The organism is Streptomyces sp. LUP47B (assembly GCF_001746295.1).
In the GTDB taxonomy this organism is placed as follows: Bacteria; Actinomycetota; Actinomycetes; order Streptomycetales; family Streptomycetaceae; genus Streptomyces.
Genome location: NZ_MJAH01000013.1, coordinates 68,195 through 86,785, shown reverse-complemented (window position 1 = coordinate 86,785; position 18,591 = coordinate 68,195). Strand labels below are relative to the sequence as shown.

The 18,591-nt window shown below is 70.9% G+C and carries 18 protein-coding genes; 10 read left to right on the top strand and 8 right to left on the bottom strand.

Features of this window, described 5'->3' with window-relative positions:
- Positions 1 to 23 precede the first annotated feature (23 nt).
- The 3 genes from BFN33_RS33405 to mscL all read left to right on the top strand — a co-directional run bounded on the left by BFN33_RS33405 (position 24) and on the right by mscL (position 2,133).
- Positions 24 to 857 (top strand): S-methyl-5'-thioadenosine phosphorylase, encoded by an 834-nt coding sequence (locus tag BFN33_RS33405; protein ID WP_069763922.1) that lies wholly within the window; start codon positions 24 to 26, stop codon positions 855 to 857.
- 133 nt (positions 858 to 990) lie between these two features.
- Entirely contained in the window at positions 991 to 1,527 is a 537-nt protein-coding gene (locus tag BFN33_RS33400; RefSeq protein ID WP_069764096.1) for a hypothetical protein, read from the top strand.
- Positions 1,528 to 1,665: 138 nt separating this feature from the next.
- Positions 1,666 to 2,133 (top strand): large conductance mechanosensitive channel protein MscL, encoded by a 468-nt coding sequence (mscL, locus tag BFN33_RS33395; protein WP_069763921.1) that lies wholly within the window; start codon positions 1,666 to 1,668, stop codon positions 2,131 to 2,133.
- A 22-nt stretch (positions 2,134 to 2,155) separates the two neighbouring features.
- Here mscL and BFN33_RS51465 read toward each other — a convergent pair whose 3' ends face one another.
- Complete coding sequence (locus BFN33_RS51465) at positions 2,156 to 2,332, bottom strand: hypothetical protein (RefSeq protein WP_088245440.1); 177 nt, start codon at positions 2,330 to 2,332, stop codon at positions 2,156 to 2,158.
- Between the two features lie 113 nt (positions 2,333 to 2,445).
- On the opposite strand from BFN33_RS51465, the gene BFN33_RS33390 reads away from it, so the two are divergent.
- The 4 genes from BFN33_RS33390 (at position 2,446) to BFN33_RS33375 (ending at position 7,591) form a co-directional block, all read left to right on the top strand.
- A complete protein-coding gene (locus BFN33_RS33390) occupies positions 2,446 to 3,645 on the top strand; it encodes a low temperature requirement protein A (RefSeq protein WP_069763920.1) in 1,200 nt (399 codons plus the stop codon).
- Between the two features lie 208 nt (positions 3,646 to 3,853).
- Positions 3,854 to 4,879 (top strand): P1 family peptidase, encoded by a 1,026-nt coding sequence (locus tag BFN33_RS33385; protein ID WP_069763919.1) that lies wholly within the window; start codon positions 3,854 to 3,856, stop codon positions 4,877 to 4,879.
- 561 nt (positions 4,880 to 5,440) lie between these two features.
- A complete protein-coding gene (locus tag BFN33_RS33380) occupies positions 5,441 to 6,667 on the top strand; it encodes an Ig-like domain-containing protein (protein ID WP_069764095.1) in 1,227 nt (408 codons plus the stop codon).
- A gap of 177 nt (positions 6,668 to 6,844) precedes the next feature.
- The gene (locus BFN33_RS33375) at positions 6,845 to 7,591 is read left to right on the top strand and encodes a DUF6227 family protein (protein ID WP_069763918.1); all 747 of its coding nucleotides are present in this window, start codon (positions 6,845 to 6,847) and stop codon (positions 7,589 to 7,591) included.
- Between the two features lie 61 nt (positions 7,592 to 7,652).
- On the opposite strand, the gene BFN33_RS33370 is transcribed toward BFN33_RS33375, so the two are convergent.
- From BFN33_RS33370 to BFN33_RS33350, 5 genes are all read right to left on the bottom strand, one after another.
- Positions 7,653 to 7,907 (bottom strand): hypothetical protein, encoded by a 255-nt coding sequence (locus tag BFN33_RS33370; protein ID WP_069763917.1) that lies wholly within the window; start codon positions 7,905 to 7,907, stop codon positions 7,653 to 7,655.
- Positions 7,908 to 8,006: 99 nt separating this feature from the next.
- Positions 8,007 to 10,088, bottom strand: a complete 2,082-nt coding sequence (locus BFN33_RS33365; RefSeq protein WP_069763916.1) for a fructose-specific PTS transporter subunit EIIC — start codon at positions 10,086 to 10,088, stop codon at positions 8,007 to 8,009.
- Between the two features lie 127 nt (positions 10,089 to 10,215).
- The gene (pfkB, locus tag BFN33_RS33360) at positions 10,216 to 11,163 is read right to left on the bottom strand and encodes a 1-phosphofructokinase (RefSeq protein ID WP_069763915.1); all 948 of its coding nucleotides are present in this window, start codon (positions 11,161 to 11,163) and stop codon (positions 10,216 to 10,218) included.
- Between the two features lie 12 nt (positions 11,164 to 11,175).
- Positions 11,176 to 11,937 carry a DeoR/GlpR family DNA-binding transcription regulator gene (locus BFN33_RS33355; RefSeq protein ID WP_069763914.1) on the bottom strand — a complete coding sequence of 254 codons (762 nt, stop codon included), beginning with the start codon at positions 11,935 to 11,937 and terminating at the stop codon, positions 11,176 to 11,178.
- Between the two features lie 205 nt (positions 11,938 to 12,142).
- Entirely contained in the window at positions 12,143 to 13,663 is a 1,521-nt protein-coding gene (locus BFN33_RS33350; protein ID WP_069763913.1) for an MFS transporter, read from the bottom strand.
- Positions 13,664 to 13,725: 62 nt separating this feature from the next.
- On the opposite strand from BFN33_RS33350, the gene BFN33_RS33345 reads away from it, so the two are divergent.
- Complete coding sequence (locus tag BFN33_RS33345) at positions 13,726 to 14,694, top strand: YafY family protein (protein WP_069763912.1); 969 nt, start codon at positions 13,726 to 13,728, stop codon at positions 14,692 to 14,694.
- Positions 14,695 to 15,384: 690 nt separating this feature from the next.
- Here BFN33_RS33345 and BFN33_RS33340 read toward each other — a convergent pair.
- Positions 15,385 to 16,383: an RNA polymerase sigma factor RpoD/SigA gene (locus tag BFN33_RS33340; RefSeq protein WP_069763911.1), complete on the bottom strand. Its 999-nt coding sequence runs from the start codon at positions 16,381 to 16,383 to the stop codon at positions 15,385 to 15,387.
- 193 nt (positions 16,384 to 16,576) lie between these two features.
- Here BFN33_RS33340 and BFN33_RS33335 point away from each other — a divergent pair, with 193 nt between their 5' ends.
- A complete protein-coding gene (locus BFN33_RS33335) occupies positions 16,577 to 17,107 on the top strand; it encodes a GNAT family N-acetyltransferase (RefSeq protein WP_069763910.1) in 531 nt (176 codons plus the stop codon).
- Between the two features lie 15 nt (positions 17,108 to 17,122).
- On the opposite strand, the gene BFN33_RS33330 is transcribed toward BFN33_RS33335, so the two are convergent.
- Positions 17,123 to 17,914, bottom strand: coding sequence for a dioxygenase (locus tag BFN33_RS33330; protein ID WP_069763909.1), 792 nt, complete (start codon positions 17,912 to 17,914; stop codon positions 17,123 to 17,125).
- 117 nt (positions 17,915 to 18,031) lie between these two features.
- Here BFN33_RS33330 and BFN33_RS33325 point away from each other — a divergent pair, with 117 nt between their 5' ends.
- Positions 18,032 to 18,541, top strand: coding sequence for a MarR family winged helix-turn-helix transcriptional regulator (locus tag BFN33_RS33325; RefSeq protein ID WP_069763908.1), 510 nt, complete (start codon positions 18,032 to 18,034; stop codon positions 18,539 to 18,541).
- Positions 18,542 to 18,591 lie beyond the last annotated feature (50 nt).

Below are 18,591 nucleotides of genomic sequence, written 5' to 3'. Positions count from 1 at the left end.
CGGGGCCGGATACTGTGCTGGTCATGGCGAACGCAGAGATCGGCGTAATCGGCGGCTCCGGCTTCTACTCGTTCCTCGAGGACGTGACCGAGGTCGAGGTGGAGACCCCCTACGGACCGCCCAGTGACTCCCTCTTCCTCGGCGAGGTCGCCGGCCGACGGGTCGCCTTCCTGCCCCGGCACGGGCGCGGTCACCATCTGCCGCCGCACCGGATCAACTACCGGGCCAATCTGTGGGCGCTCAGGTCGGTGGGGGCACGGCAGGTCCTCGGTCCGTGCGCGGTGGGCGGGCTGCGCCCCGAGTACGGCCCGGGCACGCTGCTCGTGCCGGACCAGCTGGTCGACCGTACGAAGTCCCGGGTGGGAACGTACTTCGACGGGCTGCCGCTGCCGGGCGGCGGTGAGCCGAACGTGGTGCACGTGTCGCTGGCCGACCCGTACTGCCCTACCGGGCGGGCGGCCGCGCTGAAGGCCGCCCGTGGGCGGGACTGGGAGGCGGTGGACGGCGGCACGCTCGTCGTGATCGAGGGGCCGCGGTTCTCGACCCGCGCCGAGTCGGTGTGGCACCAGGCCCAGGGCTGGTCGGTGGTGGGCATGACCGGCCACCCCGAGGCAGCGCTCGCCCGTGAACTGGAGCTCTGCTACACGTCGTTGACCCTGGTCACCGATCTCGACGCGGGCGCCGAGACCGGCGAGGGTGTCTCGCACGACGAGGTGCTGCGGGTGTTCGCGGCGAACGTGGACCGGCTGCGGGGCGTGCTGTTCGACGCGGTGGCGGCGCTGCCTTCGAACGAGGAGCGGGACTGCCTGTGCGTGAACGCGCTGGGCGGGATGAATCCGGGCTTCGAACTGCCGTAACGGCGACGGAAGTTCTCGTTCGGGTGAGGGAGTTTTCCACAACCGGTGGGTAGTCCACCGGCCTCGGCGGGATCCGGCGCGAAGCCGCATCGTGGCATCGCAAGCCGATGTCTCGTCGCTGGTGGTGGTCCTCATGTCCTTCGCTCCGTCCCCCTCTCCCCTCGTCCCCCTCCCGCTGGGTACCGACGCTCCCCCGACCTGCGAGGTCCCGCATTTCGCGCCGGTGCGGGTGCGCGGCGGGCGCCGGCAGCTACGGCGGTTCGTACGGCACCGCGGGCGCGCCCTGGCCCTCGGCCTGGCCGTCACCGCGGCCGCGCTGGTGGCGGCGGGCCCGCGGGGCGCCGACGGGGCGCGGGGGCATCCGGCGACCGAACCGGTACGCGAGCACCGTGCCGTGGAGACGGTGTCGGCGCCGGTGCGGATCGCCGACGCCGCGACGGTCCGGCTGCTGCGCCCCGGGGACCGGGTGGACGTCATCGCCGCCGAGGAGTCGGCGCTGGGCGGGGATGCCCGGGTGGTCGCGCGCGGGGCGCGGGTGACGAAGGTGCCTGAGCCGCTGGACGGTGTGACCGAGGGCGGGGCGCTGGTCGTGCTCTCGGTGCCGCGGTCGACGGCGGCACGTCTCGCGGGCGCGAGCGCGACGGCACGGCTGGCGGTGACGCTGTGTTGAGCCGTGCCGCCTGTCCGTTGCGGGAGTTTCGGTCAAGGGCCCTTTTCGTGCGACCCAATTGGACAGGGTCACCTCGCGTTGACGTAGGTTGCGGAGCTGTTTGTTCCAGAACCTGTGCGTGCGAGAAGAGGCCTCTAGGTGAGCGAGAAGAAGCCGAGCGTCCTGGAGGGCTTCAAGGCCTTTCTGATGCGCGGGAACGTCGTCGATCTGGCTGTCGCGGTGGTCATCGGCGCCGCCTTCACCAACATCGTCAACTCGGTGGTGAAGGGAATCATCAACCCGCTGGTGGGGACGATCGGGACGAAGAACCTCGACGGTTACAGCTCGTGCCTCAAGGGCCCGTGCACAGGAACCGGCGCCAGCGCGGAAGGGGTCCGGATCCTCTGGGGCTCGGTCCTCGGCGCGACGCTCACCTTCCTCATCACGGCGGCCGTCGTCTACTTCCTGATGGTCCTGCCGATGTCGAAGTACCTGGCTCGGATGGAGGCCCGCCGGAAGGCGAAGGAGGGCACGCACGAGATCATCGAGGTGACCGAGCTGGAGGTCCTCAAGGAGATCCGCGACGCCCTGGTCGCTCAGCGGGGCTCGGGCCACGACGGGCGTTAGCGAGCCGGGCCGGGCGCCGCGCTCAGAGGTGGTGGGGCGGCTTCTCGTCGAGGAAGCGCTTCAGGTCGGCCGCGCTGTCGGTGCGCGGCCGGTCGCCCCAGCCTCGGTCGGTGTCGTCCGGGGACTGCTGGTCCAGCGGATCGTCGAAGACCAGCGCGGCCTTGGGCTCGGAGGGCGTGGGGTCGGGGGCGGTGCTCACCGGTCCAGGGTACGGCAGCGGTCCCGACGGCTCGTATGCCGCAGATACCGCGCCCGGGCAGCTCGTGAGGGGGCGCAAGGGAATTTCCGGTCGGCATCTGCTGTGCTTGAGCCATGACGTCCAGTCCGACACACAGTCCACTGCGCAGACTCACCGCCCGCGGCCGGGACGAGGCCCACAGGGTCGCCTCGCCGCTGGAGCTCTTCTTCGACCTGTGCTTCGTCGTGGCCATCGCCCAGGCGGGCGTGGCCCTCGTGCACGCCATCGCCGAGGGCCACGCCGGCGAGGGGATCCTCAACTACGCGATGCTCTTCTTCGCCATCTGGTGGGCGTGGATGAACTTCACGTGGTTCGCCTCGGCGTACGACAACGACGACGTGCTCTACCGGGTCGTGACCCTGGTGCAGATCGCCGGTGTCCTGGTGCTGGCGGCCGGGGTGCCCCGGGCGTTCGAGGACCACGAGTTCCTGGCCGTGCTGGCGGGCTATGTGATCATGCGGATGGCGCTGATCACGCAGTGGCTGCGGGTGGCGCGTTCGAGCGAGGGCCCGGAGCGGACGATGGCCCTGCGGTACGTGTTCGGCGTGCTGCTGTGCCAGGTCGGCTGGCTGGGGCTGCTGGTGCTGCCCGAGGGCGGACGGGCCTGGGTCTTCCTGGTGATGGCGGTCCTGGAGATGTGTGTGCCGCCCTTCGCCGAGAGGGACCATCCGACGTCGTGGCATCCACACCACATCGCGGAACGGTACGGGCTGTTCACGATCATCGTGCTCGGCGAGACGATCGCCGCCGCCACGGTCGCCGTGAAGTCCGGCATCGACGAGAACGACGCGCTGAACGAGCTGCTGCCGATCGCCGCGGGCGGACTGCTGATCGTCTTCGCCGCCTGGTGGATCTACTTCGTGGTGCCCATCCACGGCCATCTGCGCTCCAACAAGCAGGCGTTCCTGTGGGGATACGGCCACTACCTGGTGTTCGCGTCGGCCGCCGCGATCGGGGCGGGCCTGGAGGTGGCCGTGGAACAGGCCGTCGGCAAGGCGCACACCTCGACACTGGCCGCGTCGGCCGCGGTGACCCTGCCGACCGCCCTCTATCTGCTGACCGTCTGGGTCCTGCACTCGCGGTATTTCAAGGCGGGCATCGCGCAGCAACTGGTGCTGCCGGTCACGGCGTTGCTGGTGATCTGCTGCACCTTCCTGGGCGACTGGGCGGTGCTGGTCGCGGGCATCGTGGCGACGCTGGCGGTGGTGACCGGGACGACGTTGACCGCGCGGATGGCGGCCCGGGAGCGTGGGGAGCCGGTTCGGGCGGCGTGACCTCGTCCGGCTGGTCTGCGGGGTCTTCGGACCGCCGGTTCCAATAGGTGCAGCGGGCCTGGACGATTCGTCCGACCGGTCCGCGGGGCCTTGGGACCGCCGGTTCCGAGGGATGCGGCGGGCCTGGACGAGATTCGTCCGACCGGTCCGCGGGGTCTTCGGACCGCCGGTTCCGAGGCGTGCGGCAAGGCTGGACGAGACTGGTTCCATGACAGTTGACGCTCTGACGGATGTCGCCGGGGTGCGCGTGGGGCACGCGACGCGCACCGGCGACGGTTGGCTCACCGGCACCACCGTCGTGCTCGCCCCGGAGGGCGGGGCCGTCGCCGCGGTGGACGTACGCGGTGGAGGCCCCGGCACCAAGGAGACCGACGCGCTCGATCCGCGCAACCTGGTGCAGAAGGTCGAGGCGATCGTGCTGACCGGGGGCAGCGCGTACGGGCTCGACGCGGCCTCCGGGGTGATGGCCTGGCTGGAGGAGCAGGGGCGGGGGGTGCGGGTGGGGCCGGATCCCTCGCATGTGGTGCCGGTCGTGCCTGCCGCGTGTGTCTTCGACCTGGGGCGCGGCGGTGACTTCCGGGCCCGGCCGGACGCGGCGACCGGGCGGGCCGCCGTCGAGGCCGCCGCGGCGAGTGCCTTCGGCGCGCAGGTGCCGGAGGGGTGTGTGGGGGCGGGGACGGGGGCCGCGGTCGGGGCGATGAAGGGCGGGGTGGGGACGGCGAGCGTCGTCCTGCCCTCGGGGATCTCCGTGGCGGCGCTGGTGGTGGCCAACGCGGTGGGGGCGGTGTCCGATCCGGAGACGGGGGTTCTGTATGGGGAGTTGTTCGACGGGCGGGTGCGGTATCCGGAGGAGCGGGTGCATGAGGCCGCGCGCCGGCGGCTCGCCGAGACCGCGGCGAAGAATGCGCCGCCGCCTCTGAACACCACGCTCGCGGTGGTGGCCACCGACGCGGAACTGTCGAAGGCGCAGGCCCAGAAGGTGGCCGGGACCGCGCACGACGGCATCGCGCGTGCCGTGCGGCCGGTGCACCTGCTGCACGACGGCGACACGGTGTTCGCTCTGGCCACGGGGGTGCGGTCGCTCGACGCCGGGGATCCGCTCGCGCTCAACTCCGTGCTCGCGGCGGGGGCGGATGTGGTGACGCGGGCGATTGTGCGGGCGGTGCGGGCGGCGGAGTCGGTGGAGGGGGTGGGTGGGGTGTGGCCGGCTTATCGGGAGCTGTACGGGGGGTGATGCCGTGCGGCGGGCTGTGCGGGTGCGGGTCGGKGGGGGCGGGCGTTTTGCGCAGTTCCCCGCGCCCCTGGGTGCCTGCGGCGGCCTGTTTCTGTCCGGTGGGGGCGGGTGTAGCGCGTTGGGTTCGGTGGGTGGGTCGGGGCSGGGGTGGGGGGTGTCCGTCCTCGGTCCGGCGGCTCGGCTGCTTCAACAGTGCTCGGTGACGGACGCCGGCCGCTGCGGGCGGACACCCCCCACCCCGTCCCCTTCGCGCCGTACGCGGCCAACGGCCCGTCGTGGCGCGCCGTGCGGCCAACCGTCCGTCGTGGCGCGGGTGAGTGCAACTCCTTAGGGGCGCGGGGAACTGCGCGACCAGCCCCCACCGGCCTGCACCCGCCCGACAACCTGACCCGGCACCCCAATAGGCGCCCCCGCCAACCCAAGCGAACCCCCCGCATTCTGTCCGGGTTCTGTCACGTGATGGCATTCGTCGCGGTGTCAGGGAACCCGGGCGGGGACCGGGTCCCTCTTTCTTCACGGAGTGGAGCGGACTGCGCATATCGAATGGATCTGGAGTATCTCGTGACAACGCCGGACATAGCAGCGCGGCGCTCACTGGGGGCCTGTGCCGTCCTGATGGTGGGCGCCCTTACCCTCACCGCGTGCGGAGGCGGCTCCGACGCCGAGAGCGAAGGCAAGGGCGGCAAGGACCCCGCGAAGACCTCCGCGGCGGAGATCGTCATCTCCGCCAAGAACGGTTCGACCGGCGCGTCGATCAACTCGACCGGCGTGAGGGTCAGTGACGGCACGCTGACCGGCGTGAAGATGACGGTGGCGGGCACGGGCCAGGACGTGCCGGGGTCGATGGTCGCGGGCGGCAAGGGCTGGAAGCCCACGGAGCAGTTGGAGCGCGGGACGAGGTACCGGATCGCCGCTACGGCGAAGGACTCGGACGGCAAGTCCGTGACCGCGAAGTCCGTCTTCACGACCGTCTCCAAGGCGAACAGCTTCGTCGGGACGTACACGCCGGACAACGGGACGACGGTCGGTGTGGGGATGCCGGTGTCGTTCAGCTTCGACAAGGCGATCAGCGACAAGAAGGCCGTGCAGTCGCACATCACGGTGACGTCCAGCAGCGGGCAGCAGGTGGTCGGGCACTGGTTCGGGGCGCAGCGCCTCGACTTCCGGCCCGAGGAGTACTGGAAGGCCGGCTCCAAGGTCACGATGAAGATCGACCTGGACGGGGTCAAGGGCTCGAGCAACGTCACCGGCGTGCAGGAGAAGACCGTCAACTTCACGATCGGGCGTTCCCAGGTGTCCACGGTGGACGCCGACACGCAGACCATGAAGGTCGTACGGGACGGGCAGACCGTCAAGTCGGTGCCGATCTCGACGGGCAGTCCGGAGTTCACCACGTACAACGGGCAGATGGCGATCTCCGAGAAGTACAAGAAGATCCGGATGGACAGCCGGACGGTCGCCCTCGCCAACGCGTACGACATCCCCGACGTCCCGGACGCGATGCGGCTGACGCAGTCCGGCACCTTCATCCACGGCAACTACTGGTACAACAAGGGCAATCCGCCGTTCGGGCAGACCGGTACCAGCCATGGGTGCGTCGGGTTGCGGGACGTCAAGGGCGGGCAGGCGGACACTCCGGCCAAGTGGTTCTACGACAGCTCGCTGATCGGGGACGTGGTGATCGTGAAGAACTCCCCCGACAAGACGGTGGCGCCCGACAACGGGCTGAACGGCTGGAACATGTCGTGGGACGAGTGGGTCGCGGGGAGCGCCGTCAGCACCTCCTGATCAGTGGAAAACCCTTCTGATCAGGGGCTTTTGACGGATCATCGGGTCGCGTGGGAACTTCCTGCGCGGCCCGGGCGTTTTCCGGGCGTACGTTTTCTCGGTTCCCGGACATGATGTCCGACCGAGGAGCTACGGTATGCACCCACAAGGTGACATGCAGCAACGCCGGGAGAAACCTTGAGCGTTCCGTACGAGACGGCAGCGTACGAACCACCCGAGTCGCCCGAGTCTCCGGAGGAGTACCTCGCGCGGCTCCTCGGTCGTGCCCTGAACTCCTTCGAGCTGCCCGACGAGACGATACGGCGACTGGACTGCGCGCTGGCGCACGACAGTTCGCTGCACTCCGCGCACCACAGTGCGGGGCTGCACCGTGAGACGTACCGGCACACGTGGCTGCTCGCCGACGGGTCGGCGCTCACCCTGTGGGAGCTCGTCCACAACACCGCGCGGGACAGCGTTCCGCAGCACGAGGTGTACGTCGACGAGGAGGAGGTGCGGGCGGCGACCGCGCGGCTTCCGTTACCGCCGGACACCCCGGACTTCGAGCTGCCGGTGACGGTGCAGCTCACAGCCGTGCAGACACCGCGGCACGCCTACGTCCCGGACGACTCGGCGGACCACGCGCGCCGGCTCCTGCGCCGCGCGGAGAACACGGACCGGCCGGGCCGAGAGACGGCCGCGCTGCTGACCGAGGCGTTCGCCCACCAGATCACGCAGGCGTTCGGTCGCCCGTGCCGGGCGGCGCGCGCCGGACTGGCCTTCTCGCTGTACGAGCACGCGTTCCTGCTGCGCGACGGCGCGGAGATCTCCCTGTGGGAGCTCGAGCACACGGCGACGCCCGACGGGCGGCACATGTGCGAGGTGTACGGCACCGAGGACGCGGCCCGCGACGCCATGGAGCGGCGCGCGGCTCAGGTCTCCTGAAGCCCCCGCTCCCGCACGAACGGCCCACGCACCCCCCGTACGCCCGGTTCCGGCGCCCCTGTCAGCGGCCGCCGCTGAGCTGCCGTACCAGACCCGCGAACGCGTCCTCCTCCGCCGGGGTCAGCTCGACGGACTCGTGGCCGGGGCCGGTCTGTCGCTGGTGGGGCAGGGCGGGCAGGCCATGGCCGGAGCGCCACAGTGCGGCCTCGTGGCGGCCGCGGCGCAGCATGACGGCCAGCCCGATCGCCCAGGCGACGGCCACCAGGACGAGAAGGGTCATACCAAGCAACTGGTAGACGGAGACGTGCTCAGGCATGCGTTCCAGTAGACACCACGGTCCGGGACTTCGGTCCCGGACCGTGACGTATCTCGCAGGTGCCGTGAACAGCTCACAGCCGCCCCAAAGGGGCAGGTATCACGCGGCGACCGGCTGCTTCTGCTCGGCCGTCGGGGCGTCGGCGGCCGCCGTCGCCGTGGTGGCCGCAGTTCCCGCGGCCGGCTTGCGCATGCTCTTCAGGACGACCACCAGTGCGGTCGTGACGCACACTCCCGCCGCGATGGCGATCAGGTAGAGGAACGGGCTGCCGATCAGCGGGACCACGAAGATGCCGCCGTGCGGGGCGCGCAGGGTGGCGCCGAAGGCCATCGACAGGGCGCCGGTGACCGCGCCGCCCGCCATGGAGGCCGGGATGACGCGCAGCGGGTCGGCCGCGGCGAACGGGATCGCGCCCTCGGAGATGAAGGAGGCGCCGAGCACCCAGGCCGCCTTGCCGTTCTCGCGCTCGGTCTCGGTGAAGAGCTTCTTGCGGACGGTGGTCGCCAGCGCCATGCCCAGCGGCGGGACCATGCCCGCGGCCATCACGGCGGCCATGACCTTCATCGCGGAGTCGCTCGGGTTCTGGACGGCGATACCGGCGGTGGCGAAGGCGTACGCGACCTTGTTGACAGGGCCGCCGAGGTCGAAGCACATCATCAGGCCGAGGAGGACGCCGAGCAGGACGGCGTTGGCGCCGGAGAGGCCGTTGAGCCAGTCCGTCATGCCCTTCTGGGCCTCGGCGATGGGCTTGCCGATCACGACGAACATCAGGAAGCCGACGATCAGCGAGGAGATCAGCGGGATCACCACCACCGGCATGATGCCGCGCAGCACCGGTGGGATCTTGATCCGCTGGATCGCGAGGACCACACCACCGGCCAGCAGACCGGCGACCAGACCGCCCAGGAATCCGGCGGCGATGTTGGAGGCGATCATTCCGCCGACGAAGCCGGGGACGAGACCGGGGCGGTCCGCCATGCCGTAGGCGATGTATCCGGCGAGGACCGGGATGAGGAAGCCGAAGGCGACCTGGCCGATCTGGAACAGCAGGGCGCCCCAGCTGTCGATCTCGGTCCAGGAGAAGTGCTTCATGACCGAGGGCGCGCTCGCGATCTGCCAGCCGCCGATCGCGAACCCGAGGGCGAGCAGCAGACCGCCCGCGGCGACGAACGGGACCATGTAACTCACGCCGGTCATCAGCCACTTGCGGAGCTTGGTGCCGTAGCTGTCGCCGGACTCGCCGGCCCGCTCGACCGGCGTGGAGCCGGCCCCGGCCGCCGAGCTGACCTCGCCGCGCTCGGCCTTCCCGCGGACCTCGGTGATGAGTTCGGCCGGGCGGTTGATGCCCGCTTTCACGCCGACGTCGACGGTGGGCTTGCCGGCGAAGCGGTCCTTGTCGCGTACGGGGACGTCGTGCGCGAAGATCACGCCGTCCGCGTCCGCGATGACCGCCGGGTCGAGCCGGGTGAAGCCGGCGGAGCCCTGCGTCTCGACGACGAGTTCGACGCCCGCCTCGCGGCCGGCGTTCTCCAGCGACTCGGCCGCCATGTAGGTGTGGGCGATGCCGGTCGGGCAGGACGTGACGGCGACGATCCGGAAGGGGCGCGTGTCCTGCGCCGGTTCCGTCGCCGATGTCGCTGCCGTACTGGCCGTTGCGGCATCGGCGGAGGCCGCCGCCGATGCCGCAACGGAGTCTTCACCGGCGCCCGCGGTGGCCTCGCCGGCCGCCTCCGCCGGTGCCTCGTCCCCGCGGATCAGCGCCGCGGCGCTCGCCGCGTTCCCCGCCGACCGCAGCGCGTCCGTGAACTCGGCGTTCATCAGCTGGCGCGCGAGCGAGGACAGGATCGTCAGGTGGGCGTCGTCCGCGCCGGCCGGTGCGGCGATCAGGAAGATCAGGTCGGCGGGACCGTCGGCCGCGCCGAAGTCGATCCCGGCCGCGCTGCGTCCGAAGGCGAGCGTCGGCTCGGTGACGTGTTCGCTGCGGCAGTGCGGGATGCCGATGCCGCCGTCGAGGCCGGTCGGCATCTGTGCCTCGCGGGCGGCCACGTCGGCGAGGAAGCCCTCCAGGTCGGTCACCCGGCCCAGGGCGACCATGCGCTCGGCGAGGGCACGCGCCGCCGCTTCCTTGGTATCGGCGGACAGGTCGAGATCGACCAGGTCCGCGGTGATCATGTCGCTCATCGCGGGCTCCTTCGCACGCGTATCGCCCGGGGAGTGGGGTGGGCGGTGGTGAGGGGGACGGGGGTGCAGCGGTGTGGGGTCTCGGGGGTGGCTGGAAACACCACCGTGGTGGGAAGCGTCGGGCGGGTCACGACACCGGCTCCGTCAGCACGCGGTCCATGGGCACCTCGGCCGTGACCGTCACCGCGGCCGGGTCCAGGTCGTCCGGCGTCGGCATCTCGCTGCCGGGCAGCTGGACGGCCGCCGCGCCGTGCGCGACCGCGGAGGCGAGGGCCTCGGGGCCGCTGCCGCCGGCGATCAGGAAGCCGGCCAGCGACGAGTCGCCGGCTCCGACATTGCTGCGTACGACCTCCACGTGCGCGCTGGCGAACCAGGCGCCCGAGCCGTCCACGAGCAGTTGCCCGTCGGCGCCCAGGCTGGCGAGCACGGCGCATGCGCCCATCTCACGCAGTTCCTCGGCCGCCTTCACGGCGTCGCCCACCGTGGCGAGAGGGCGCCCGACGGCCTCCGCGAGCTCCTCGGCGTTCGGCTTCACCACGTCGGGCCGTTCGCGCAGCGCCTCCAGGAGCGCGCGCCCCGAGGTGTCCAGCGCGATCCGCGCACCACCGGCGTGCGCCCGCGCGACCACCTCGGCGTACCACGAGGGCGCGAGCCCCCGGGGCAGGCTCCCGCAGCACGCGATCCACGAGGCGTCGGGGGACTGCTCTCGCACGGTCTCCAGCAGGAGCTCCTGCTCGGCGGCGGACAACTCCGGACCCGGCGCGTTGATCTTCGTGAGCACCCCGTCCGACTCGGCGAGCGCGATGTTCGAGCGGGTGGCGCCCGCGACCGGCACCGGCGCGACCTCGATGCCCTGCGCGTCGAGCAGGTCGGCGACGAGCGCCCCCGGCGCACCGCCCAGCGGCAGGACCGCGACCGTGCGCCGCCCGGCGGCCGTGACGGCGCGCGAGACGTTGACGCCCTTGCCGCCGGGGTCCATGCGTTCACGGGTGGCGCGGATGACCTCGCCGCGCTCCAGGGACGGGACCTCGTACGTACGGTCCAGGGACGGATTCGGGGTGACGGTGAGGATCATGCGCACTCGTTCCTAAACACACAGCACTTCCGTGCCGCCGCGCTCGATCACGGCGGCGTCGTCGGGGCTCAGCCCGCTGTCGGTGATCAGCAGGTCCACGTCGCTCAGGTCGCCGAAGCGGGCGAAGTGCTCCTGGCCGTGCTTGGCCGAGTCGGCGAGCAGGACCACCCGGCGGGCGGCGGCGATCGCCGCGCGCTTGACCGCGGCCTCGGCGAGGTCGGGGGTGGTGAGGCCGTGATCGGCGGAGAAGCCGTTGGCCGCGACGAAGAGGACGTCGGCCCGGATCTCGCCGTACGCCCGCAGCGCCCAGGCGTCGACCGCGGCGCGGGTACGGTTCCGCACGCGCCCCCCGACGAGGTGGAGCTGGATGCCGGGGTGGTCCGCGAGACGGGCCGCGATCGGCAGGCTGTGGGTGACGACGGTGAGCGAGGCCTCCAGCGGGACGGCGGCGGCCAGCCGGGCGACGGTCGTACCGGCGTCGAGGATCAGGGTGCCCTCGGTCGGCAGTTCCGCGAGGGCCGCCTTGGCGATGTGGTCCTTCTCGTCGGCCGCGGTCGTCTCGCGCTCGGCGAGGTCCGGCTCGAAGTCGAGGCGCCCGGCCGGGATGGCCCCGCCGTGCACCCGGCGCAGCAGACCGGCACGGTCGAGGGCCTTCAGGTCCCGGCGGATCGTCTCGGCCGTGACCTGGAACTCCTCGGCCAGGGAGACGACGTCGACCCGCCCGCCGTCACGAGCGAGCCGGAGGATCTCCTGCTGCCGCTCCGGTGCGTACATATCCGTTCGCCTCCGATCCATGCCCGAACGTGTGGTTTCAGACGGAGGCTACGCCTGTATTTCTGGAAAGTAAACAGGTTCGGGCGTGATCCGGGCATGAACGGACTTCTGACTCGGTCCGCACGGGACAGAAGGCGACGTCAGAAGGGCCCGGCACCTGACGGCAGGTACCGGGCCCCACGCCGAACAACCCCTGCGAACCCCTTTAAACGAGCTCGGGCGTCTTCTCCTCCACCCCGGGAAGCTCCGCCCCCTCCACGTGCTGTGCGGGCCGCTTCGGCAGCGCGAACATCAGCAGGAAGATCACGCCCATCACCGCCGCGACCCACCCGAGCGCGTGCTGGAAGGCGTCCACGAAGGCCGGGCCCACCTGAGCGGGTCGCAGGTCGTCGCCGATGACCCCGAAGAACACCACGGACACCAGCCCGAGCCCGAGCGCGTTGCCCATCTGTTGCACGGTGTTGATGAGCCCCGACGCCGAACCGGCGTGCTCGCGCGGCACGTCCGAGAGCACCGCGTCCGTCAGCGGCGCGACGATCAGACCCATGCCGGCACCCATCACGACCAGCGGCAACGCCATCTGCCAGGAGCTGATCCCCATGCCGTACCGCTCGGCCTCCCAGAGGTAGAGCAGCACACCCACCGCCATCAGCAGCGCACCGGCCTGGAGCACCTTGCGCCCGAAGCGCGGGACGAGCTTCTGCACCGACAGACCCGCCGCCGTGGAGACCGCGATCGAGAACGGCACCCCGGTCAGCCCCGCACGCAACGGGCTCCAGCCCAGGCCGGTCTGCATGTACAGCGTCCACACCAGGAAGAAGATGCCGAGCCCGACCCCGAACACGGTCTGCACCGCGATGCCGGCCGCGAAGCTCTTCACCTTGAACAGCGACAGCTCGACCAGCGGCGACCCGTCCCGCGCGCCCTTCCGCTTCTCGTACGCCACCAGCGCGGCGAAGACCAGGGGCGCACCGGCCATCGACACATACCCCCACAGCGGCCAGCCCAGCTCCTCACCGCGGGTCAGCGGGTAGAGCAGCAGGAGCAAGCCCACCACCACGAGCCCCACGCCCACCAGGTCCAGCTTCAGCGCCCGCGGGGCCTTGGACTCGGTGATGAAGCGGCTGCCGAGCACGAGCCCCGCGATCCCGACCGGCAGGTTGATGAGGAAGATCGGCCGCCACTCGAGCCCGAACAGGTTCCACTCGGTCAGCAGCGCGCCGAGCAGCGGACCGGAGACAGCCCCGAGCCCCACGATCGCGCCGAACAGCCCGAACACCTTTCCCCGCTCGTGCCCCGGAAAGGTCGCGTGCACGATCGACAGGACCTGCGGCACCATCATCGCCGCCATGCCGCCCTGGAGGATCCGGGACGCGACCAGCATCTCCGGGTTCGCCGCGAAGCCGCACAGCGCCGACGCGAGCGTGAACCCGCCGATGCCGACGAGGAACAGCCGCTTGCGCCCGTGGATGTCACCGAGCCGCCCGCCGGTGATCAGCCCCGCGGCGAAGGCGAGGGCATAACCGGCGGTGATCCACTGGATCTGGCTGACGGAGGCACCGGCCTCCTGCCGGATGGACGGGATGGCGATGTTGACGATGGTGACGTCGACGAGGTCCATGAAGGCCGCGGTCATCACGATGGCGAGGGCGAACCAGCGACGCCGGTCGCCTGCGGCGGGCGGCGTCTCGGGGGTGCCCGAAAGGGTGGTCTCGGTGGAGGTCATGCCTTGAAGCTACGGCCCCACTAGGTCAGATCATGTCCTAGTGGTACGGCATCCTCGAACTCATGACGACGGACACCCCGGCACGGCTCCTGACGCTCCTCTCCCTCCTCCAGACGCCCCGTGAATGGCCCGGCGGTGAGCTCGCCGACCGCCTGGGGGTCTCCCGCCGCACGGTCCGACGGGACGTCGACCGCCTCCGCGAGCTGGGCTATCCCGTCCAGGCGACGAAGGGCTCCGACGGCGGCTACCGGCTCGTCGCGGGCAAGGCCATGCCCCCGCTCGTCCTCGACGACGAGGAGGCGGTGGCCATCGCGGTCGGGCTGCGGGCGGGGGCGGGGCACGCGGTCGAGGGGATGGACGAGGCGTCCGTACGGGCACTGGCGAAACTGGAACAGGTCCTGCCGTCCCGGCTACGGCACCGTGTGTCCACCTTCCAGGCCGCGACGACTCCGCTGACCAGCGGGGACGGGGCGAGCATCGCGACCGAGACGCTGACGGTGATGGCGTCCACGGTGGCCGGGCACGAGCGGCTGCGGTTCGCCTACCGGGCGAAGGACGGGGCCGAGTCGCGACGCGTCGTGGAGCCGTACCGTCTGGTCTCCACCGGGCGGCGGTGGTACCTCGTCGCCTACGACCTCGACCGCGACGACTGGCGGACCTTCCGGGTCGACCGGGTGAACGATCCCTTCGCCACGGGGGCGAGGTTCGCTCCGCGGGAGTTGCCGACGGGGAGTGCGGCGGAGTATCTGCGGCAGTCGATGTACCGCCGTCAGGAGACGTACGAGATCGCCGTGACCTTCGAGGCGGATGTGACGGCGGTGAGGGCTCGGGTGCCGGCGTGGATGGGGGTGCCGGAGCCTCTCGGGGAGGGGCGGTGCCGGCTGCGGGGGACCGTGGGGGACGCGGTGGAGTGGCTGGCGGTGCGGTTGGCGATGACGGGGGTGGAGTTCCGGGTGGAGGAACCTGCGGAACTGGGCTCTGCGGTACGGGAGTTGGGCGGGCGGTTGGTCCGGGCGACGGGCGGGGTCTGAGCGGGTCCCCTGCGGGGGGCTTGGGCCGGGGCGCCTATGGGGGTGCCAGGTGCTGTCGGAGGGCGGCTGCGGGCCGGTGGGGGCTGGTCGCGCAGTTCCCCGCGCCCCTGGGGAGTTGCAGTCACCCGCGCCAGGACGGGCCGTTCGCCACACCGCGCAGCACGACGGGCCGTTCGCCACCGCGCGCACCACGACAAGCCGTTCGCCACCCCGCGTACCACGACAGGCCGTTCGCCACCTCGCGCGCCACAACGGACCGTTCGCCGCACCCCGCGCACCACGACAGGCCGTTCGTCACCTCGCGCGCCACAACGGACCGTTCGCCGCACCCCGCACCATGCCCGACCTGCTCACAACTGGCGTGCCATGCCCGGTGTGACAGAATCTGCCGTCCGGTGGGGCACCCCGTGGTTCAGGTACGGGGTGACCCACCGGTCTGTTCGGCGGGGTGCGGAAAGAGCCGGACCCCGGCGCCCGGGGGGAGGGGCGCCGAAGTCCGGCTCGGGGAGAGTCCCGGCGCCGGGGGGGATTGCGTCGGGACTTGGTTCAGGAGGTTCCGGAGGCAGGGCCTCCGGGACCCGAACACCTGGACCCTGAAGTCTTGTTCCCAGGGTCCGCCGGGTTGAAGCGGCCTAGTACAGCCATGTTTACGCGGTCTTTCGCCACCCGGCGTACGCGGGCAGATCCCGCCTACGCCGCCGCGTCGAACCCGGTGTCCCGCGCGAGCTTCTTCAGCTCCAGCAGGGCGTGCTTCTCGATCTGCCGGATCCGCTCACGGGTGAGGCCGTGCTCCTTGCCGACCTCGGTCAGCGTGCGCTCGCGTCCGTCGTCGATGCCGTACCGCATCTTGATGATGGAGGCGGTGCGCTGGTCGAGGCGGCCGATGAGGTCGTCCAGCTCCTCGCTGCGCAGCAGCGTCAGCACCGACTGCTCCGGCGAGACCGCCGAGGTGTCCTCGAGCAGGTCACCGAACTGGGTGTCGCCGTCGTCGTCCACCGACATGTTCAGCGAGACCGGGTCGCGGGCCCAGTCCAGCACGTCGATCACGCGCTCCGGGTTCGAGCCGAGCTCGGCGGCGATCTCCGCGGGCTCCGGGTCGCGGCCGTGCTCGCGGTTGAACTCGCGCTGCACACGGCGGATACGGCCCAGCTCCTCCACGAGGTGGACGGGCAGCCGGATGGTGCGTGACTGGTCGGCGATGGAGCGGGTGATGGCCTGACGGATCCACCAGGTCGCGTACGTCGAGAACTTGAAGCCCTTGCGGTAGTCGAACTTCTCGACCGCGCGCACCAGGCCGGCGTTGCCCTCCTGGATCAGGTCGAGCAGGGGCAGACCGCTGCGGGGGTAGCGGCGGGCCACGGCCACGACCAGGCGGAGGTTGGAACGGATGAACACGTCCTTGGCGCGCTCACCCTCCTCCACCAGGGCCTCCAGCTCCTCGCGGGTGGCGTCCGCCTTGGCTTCCTCGTACCCGTCGAGGACCTGTCGGGCGAACACACCCGCCTCGATGATCTGGGACAGCTCGACTTCCTTGGCGGCGTCGAGCAGCGGCGTACGCGCGATCTCGTCGAGGTACATGCCGACCAGGTCGCGGTCGGCGATCTCGCCGCCATGGACGCGAACACTGCGCGCCGCGTCGGTAGACCCGCCGGTGGCGGACTTACGACGGGCGACGGCACGGGTTGCCATGCGTGCTCCCTTGCGATGTTGGGTCAGCGGGTGGTCCTTCGGACGCTGGGTCCCGGCTCCGGTTTGCTTCCGGACTCTCCTCGGGTGCCCTGCATCCGATGGAAACAACGACTGGAAACCGGACAGAATTCCCAAGGCGTGCCGCTATTTTTCTGATCTTGCAGTACCCTGTCCGGCCACATGGGGAGGCGTGATGTCGACGGAACGTACAGAGGTGCAGGTCAGACCGGGAGCCGAAAGCGACCTCGGGGCCCTCACCGACATCTACAACCACTACGTTCGTGAGACGCCCATCACATTCGATACCGCCGTCTTCACTGCGGAAGAGCGCCGCCCCTGGCTGCTCTCCCACCCTGAAGACGGGCCGTACCGCCTGATGGTTGCCAGCGACACGGAGCCGACAGGAACCTCACAGCGGATCCTCGGGTACGCCACATCCAGCCCTTTCCGCGCCAAGCCCGCGTACGCGACCTCCGTGGAGGTCACCGTCTACCTCGCCCCGGACGCGGGCGGCCGGGGCGTCGGCACGCTCCTCTACAAGGCCCTCTTCGAGGCCCTGGCCGACGAGGACCTGCACCGCGCCTACGCGGGCATCGCACAACCCAACGAAGCGTCCACGCGGCTGCATGAACGCTTCGGTTTCCGGCACGTCGGCACCTACCGGGAGGTGGGCCGGAAGTTCGGCCGCTACTGGGACGTGGCCTGGTACGAGAAGGCCCTGTAGGCCCCCGCGAGAGTGTCAGCCGAACTGCACCGACCGCTTCGCCATCCCCATCCAGAACCCGTCGATGACGGACCTCTGCGCGTCCAGCTCGCCGCTCACGTCGGCTGCGCCCATCGTCACGAACAGCGGCGCGAAGTGCTCGGTGCGCGGGTGGGCGTAGCGCCCGGCCGGAGCCTTGTTGAGGAAGTCCAGCAGGGAGTCCACGTCCCGCGTCTCCAGCGCCCGCCTGCCCCAGTCGTCGAACTCCGAGGACCAGGTGGGCACGCCGGAGCCGGTGTGGCGCAGGGCGGCGAGGTTGTGGGTGAAGAAGCCGGAGCCGACGATCAGGACACCCTCGTCGCGCAGCGGGGCGAGCTTGCGCCCGACCTCCATGAGCCTGACCGGGTCGAGGGTCGGCATGGAGATCTGCAGGACGGGGATGTCGGCGTCGGGGAACATCTCGACCAGCGGGACGTACGCGCCGTGGTCCAGTCCGCGGTCCGGGATGTCCTGCACGGGGATGCCGGGGGCGCGCAGCAGCTTGCGTACGGACTCGGCGAGTTCGGGGGCGCCGGGGGCGCCGTACGTCACCTTGTAGTAGCGCTCGGGGAAGCCCCAGAAGTCGTAGACGAGCGGGACGGTCCGTACCGCGCCGAGGGCGAGGGGGGCCTCCTCCCAGTGGGCGGAGACCATGAGGATCGCCTTGGGGCGGGGCAGGTCCGCGGACCAGGCGGCGAGCTCACCGGGCCAGATCGGGTCGTCGGCGAGCGGCGGCGCGCCGTGACTCAGATAGAGGGCGGGCATGCGCTCCTGCGTGTCGGCGGACATGGCGGGGACTCCTCCGGTACTTCCGATGCGGGCAGTGCTTCAAAATTTAAGCTTCTCGATATGACTGTACGCCTCATTTGTTTAAGCTTCAAGGAGAGAGCTCGTAGAGTGGGATACATGAACACGGCATCCGTCCCCGACGAGGAGCCCCAGTGGCTCGACGACGAAGAGCAGCGCATCTGGCGTTCCTATGTGCACGCCACGACCCTCCTCGAGGATCACCTCGACCGCCAGCTCCAGCGGGACGCCGGCATGCCGCACATCTACTACGGACTGCTCGTGGGGCTGGCCGAGGCCCCGGACCGGCGGCTGCGGATGACCGAGCTGGCCATGAAGGCGAAGATCACCCGGTCCCGCCTCTCCCACGCCATCGCCCGTCTGGAGCGCAACGGCTGGGTGCGCCGGGAGGACTGCCCGGACGACAAGCGCGGCCAGTTCGCGGTGCTCACGGACCCGGGCCTGGCAATGCTGCGGGGCGCCGCGCCCGGCCATGTGCGGGCCGTACGCAACGCCCTCTTCGATCGGCTCACCCCCGAACAGCAGAAGTCCCTCGGCGAGATCATGCAGATCGTCGCCGAGGGACTCCAGCCGAACGAGGCGGGCGCGGATCTGCCCTGGCTCCGCTGAGCCGCTCACTCAGCAGGACCAGGGCAGTTCCTGGGTCGTACGTACGGGGC